Origin of the sequence: Mycobacterium sp. (assembly GCF_049683935.1) — a bacterium.
Lineage (GTDB): Bacteria > Actinomycetota > Actinomycetes > Mycobacteriales > Mycobacteriaceae > Mycobacterium.
This window is the reverse complement of record NZ_JBAUJR010000381.1, coordinates 1-4,028: the sequence shown is the minus strand read 5'-3', so window position 1 is coordinate 4,028 and position 4,028 is coordinate 1. Positions and strand designations below refer to the sequence as shown.

3 protein-coding genes, 1 tRNA gene and 2 pseudogenes are annotated in these 4,028 nt (G+C 63.8%); 4 read left to right on the top strand and 2 right to left on the bottom strand.

Annotated features, from left to right (window positions below):
• Nucleotides 1-96 precede the first annotated feature (96 nt).
• Nucleotides 97-170 (top strand) — tRNA-Pro (locus WA965_RS22010).
• Between the two features lie 465 nt (nt 171-635).
• Here the strand turns inward: WA965_RS22010 and WA965_RS22005 are convergent.
• Nucleotides 636-1,322 (bottom strand): TetR/AcrR family transcriptional regulator, encoded by a 687-nt coding sequence (locus WA965_RS22005; RefSeq protein WP_526303162.1) that lies wholly within the window; start codon nt 1,320-1,322, stop codon nt 636-638.
• A 100-nt stretch (nt 1,323-1,422) separates the two neighbouring features.
• Here WA965_RS22005 and WA965_RS22000 point away from each other — a divergent pair, with 100 nt between their 5' ends.
• From WA965_RS22000 to WA965_RS21990, 3 genes and pseudogenes are all read left to right on the top strand, one after another.
• Entirely contained in the window at nt 1,423-1,929 is a 507-nt protein-coding gene (locus WA965_RS22000) for a PaaI family thioesterase (RefSeq protein WP_526303161.1), read from the top strand.
• Nucleotides 1,930-1,931: 2 nt separating this feature from the next.
• Complete coding sequence (locus WA965_RS21995) at nt 1,932-2,603, top strand: TetR family transcriptional regulator (RefSeq protein ID WP_526303160.1); 672 nt, start codon at nt 1,932-1,934, stop codon at nt 2,601-2,603.
• Nucleotides 2,604-2,679: 76 nt separating this feature from the next.
• Nucleotides 2,680-2,893 (top strand): annotated as a pseudogene (locus WA965_RS21990) (DUF6188 family protein); the annotation flags it as partial.
• Between the two features lie 34 nt (nt 2,894-2,927).
• On the opposite strand, the pseudogene WA965_RS21985 reads toward WA965_RS21990, so the two are convergent.
• A pseudogene (locus WA965_RS21985) lies at nt 2,928-3,901 on the bottom strand (IS256 family transposase); the annotation flags it as partial.
• Between the last annotated feature and the right edge of the window lie 127 nt (nt 3,902-4,028).

Below are 4,028 nucleotides of genomic sequence, written 5' to 3'. Positions count from 1 at the left end.
CCACCGACAACCCGGATCCGTCCCTCGGCGTGTCGCACCGGCGATAGGCGTTTGGCTTGAACCCTGCGCAGTGCGATACGCTGTCGTGGCTTCACGCGGGGTGTGGCGCAGCTTGGTAGCGTGCTTCTTTCGGGACGAAGAGGTCGTGGGTTCGAATCCCGCCACCCCGACTCGTGTTAATGCAGAAGCCCTGATCCGGACCATCCGGCCAGGGCTTTCTTGCTGTTCAGTCCGCCGCTGGTCCGCAGTGGCTTCCACGGCCCGCATCCGCGCTCCGTCCTGTGCAGCCGAAACTTGCCTCAAGTCGTCCGGGAACAGGTCGGCGGGTATCCGAGGTCAAGAAAGCAGCAGCGTGCCCAAGCATCGTCTGACGGCCTTGACGTTGGCACCCGCACTGATGCCAGGGACGCCGCCTCATGACGAACGTCATGGCGCGTGACAGTTGGTACGCCTGCCCCGATTCTTGAAGGACGTCGGACTGCCACGTTGAAGACTCGCGGCCGCCACGTCGACATTCGCAGCAGCACTCCCCCGGTGATGTGAACACCAAGTCCTCGCGCCGACGCGCTGGATTGCAGAGAAACCGCTCGAAGACCAGCCACGCTGGGCGCGATGAATTCCTTGTGGCTATCGAGCTAGACGCACGGGGCCGCCGGCTCCGTGGTGGTGGCGACCTTCGCCCCCTTGCTGTTGCCCTCGATCTTGCGGTGGACGGCGAGGAAATCGTCGACGAGGTTCACGCAGTCGTCGTGAGTGATGGTGCGAACCCCGGTCATCCGGGCGAATGCAAGTGGGCCGACGAGTTGGCATAGCGCAAGTTCCCGGTCGAAGTCGTCGAGTTCGGCTTGTGCTTTCGGGCTGGCGAGTATGGCGTCGAACGGCTGCCGGTACTGCTCTACGACTCGGGTCCGTAACGCACCGGATGTGTGACGGTCATCCGCTTCGTTACTGTAGCCGGTGGGCCCCAGGGAGAGCCATGCGAGGGTCGTGACATGCAGCGGCGCGTCGTTGAAAAGAGCGGCTTGGCGGCTGAGCAATTCGATCAGCTGGTCGCGGAGGGGCCCGCTGGTGGGTGCCGGAGTTGTCACCTGTGGAAGCAGGCGTTCAAATGTGGCCGCGAGCAGATGCGACGAACTCTGGAAATGGCGGTAGAGCGTGGTTCTGGCCACTTTGGAGGCTTTGGTGACGGCATCGATCGTGACCGCTTCCACGCCGCCCGTGCTCAGAAGAGTTGCGGCTGCATCCAGCAGTCGGGTTCGTGACCGGATTCGCCGCGGGTCCACGTCGTCATCAAGGACTGGCGCTGACTGGCTGTCGCTCACTCATTCACCTCGGCGGTCGATTTGACGCGATCCTGTCTCGGCAGTTTAGCAGTATGGTACTAACAGTATCGAAGCGAAACTGACAGTATTGGAGCGTGGTGTGCCGGTAAACACGTTGCCGCCGGAGCGGTTGCCATCGCACACCGCGACGTGCATGGGTTGCGGCCCGGATAATCCCCACGGACTGCAGTTGGTGGTGCACCGCAGCGGCGACGCGGTTTACGCCGACGCGACTTTCGACGAGCGCCACATCGGGGCTCCGGGCCTAGCCCATGGCGGTGCGGTTGCTGCAGCCTGCGATGACGTCTTGGGCTTCACACTGTGGATCGCCGGCACCCCGGCGGTGACTCGCAGCCTGACGGTGGAGTATTTGCGGCCGGTGCCTCTGCATCAGCCCCACAGGATTACCGCCCACATCACCTCCCGTCAAGGACGGGCCCTGCATGTCACGGCGACAGGCACTGGCGCGGGCGAGGTCCCCCGATTTACCGCCAGAGCGGTGTTTGTCACGGTCAGCCCGGAGCACTTCGCGGCACACGGCGATGTCAGCGCTTTTGGCGATCTTCTGAAGCAGTTCTCCCGCCGCAGCGGCCTCCAAGACGGGTGATCATGACGCTTCCCTTGTCACGTGGCCACAGCAAAACCCTACCGTCGGAAGCGAACTCAGTCGCTGACGAGAAGCGGACCGCTGTAGCGCAGCGTTCGCGTATCTCCGCACGTCGCCGGGAAGCGATTCTGGATGCGGCCTTGCTCGTGGCTGCGTCGGGTGGATATGAGGCGGTTCAGATGCGGGCGGTTGCGGAGCGGGTGGGCATCGCAGTCGGCACGCTCTACCGCTATTTCCCGGCGAAAACTCACTTATTGGTGGCAGCGCTGACACGTGAATTTCGCCGACTCGGCTCAGCCGCTGACTGGGCCGGAGATGACGGCACACCGCTGGAACGGCTCGAACGCCTCAACGCACATCTGCATGACCGCTGGCAGCGCGACCCCTGGCTGACATCAGCCATGACACGAGCGTTTGCGGTTGCAGACACCCGCGCCGCCGCAGAACTAGACCGCGCCGCGGCGGAGATCCAGATCCTGCTGGCCCGCACCCTCCGAGGCGGCGAGCCCACCCCCTCGGATCTGCGCATCGCCGGGGTCATCTCCGACATTTGGCTGGCCAACCTCGTGGCCTTCAGTGGCCAGCGCGCGTCGGCTGCCCAAACGCGTGACCGCATCGACCGAGCTATCAGGCGCGTTGTGACCAGCCGCGTCCTCACCAACCCAACTCCGTAACGATACCGCTGGTATCGCAGCGCTACTTGCGTACCCTTTGAGAGGCACGGCTCCGACGCGTCGAAGGAGATCTGCGATGTATACCCAATGGATCGGAAATTGTGTCGTGGCAACGGGTCTCCGTGTGCGAGGGCCTGGTTCTGGACCTCGATGACTACAACGAAATCGTCATCTCCTGCCCCCTGACGCTGACCCTGCCCGCCGTCGACAAGTTCCCCATGGAATCGGTGCGCATCGACCCCCTCAGGATCACAACCTACGAACGCCCACTGTTAGACCTTGCCGGCGCGGGAGGAATTGTCAAGACCTGTGGATCGGGGTGTTTCAGGCGACCTCCGTTTCGGTTGACTCGTTCGGTTCGGTGGGCGTGATGTCGATAGGTCGTTCGAGTAGCTTGCCTTTGTGAAACACCGCTCCGGCACGGAGGAGAGCGACCAAGTGCGGTGCGTTCACCGCGCGCCAGCGGGCTTGTGCGGCGTCGATCAGCTTGTAGGCCATGGCAATTCCGGCCGCGCGTGATCCGGGCCCCTTGGTGACCTTGGTCCGCAACCGGACAGTGGCGAAGGTCGACTCGATCAGGTTCGTGGTGCGCAGATGGATCCAATGCTCGGCGGGATACTTATAGAACTCCAACAGCACGTCGGCGTCGTCGACGATCTTCGCGACCGCCTTGGATACTTCGCGCCGTAGTCGACCTCCAAGGCTTTGATCGCGACCTGCGCGTGGTCGATGTCCTCGGCGTCGTAAATCTCCCGCATCGCCGCCAGTGCACCGGGATGCGCCGACTTCGGCAGGCAGGAAAGGACATTGGCCTGCTTGTGGAACCAGCAGCGCTGCTCCCGAGTAGCCGGGAACACCTCGCGCATCGCCTTCCAGAAGCCCAGTGCACCGTCCCCGACGGCCAGCACCGGGGCGGTCACCCCGCGACGGCGGCATGACCGCAGCAGATCAGCCCCCGACTCGGTCGACTCCCGATAACCACCCGCCAGCGCAACGAGCTCCTTACGGCCATCGGAGCGCACTCCGATCATCACCAGCAAGCACAGCTTCTCCTGCTCCAGGCGGACCTTGAGGTGGATGCCGTCGACCCACAGGTAGACGTAGTCGGTGCCCGACAGATCACGCTCCCCGAAGGCCTTGGCCTCGTCCTGCCACTGCGCGGTCAGCCGGGTGATCGTCGTGGCCGACAGGCCTGCGCCGGAGCCCAGGAACTGCTCCAAGGCCGGACCGAAGTCACTGGTCGACAAACCGTGCAAGTAGAGCAGCGGCAGCACCTCGGTCATCTGCGGGGACTTACGTGGCAATGTCAACTTGAACTGGCCCCGGTGTGACGGCGTGATTTGGCTCCACCTCGGTCGGTTCGGACGTCCGCGTCGGTGGGGCGACGTTAGCCGCAGAAGATGGCAGGGTCGCGGTCAGTGAGAA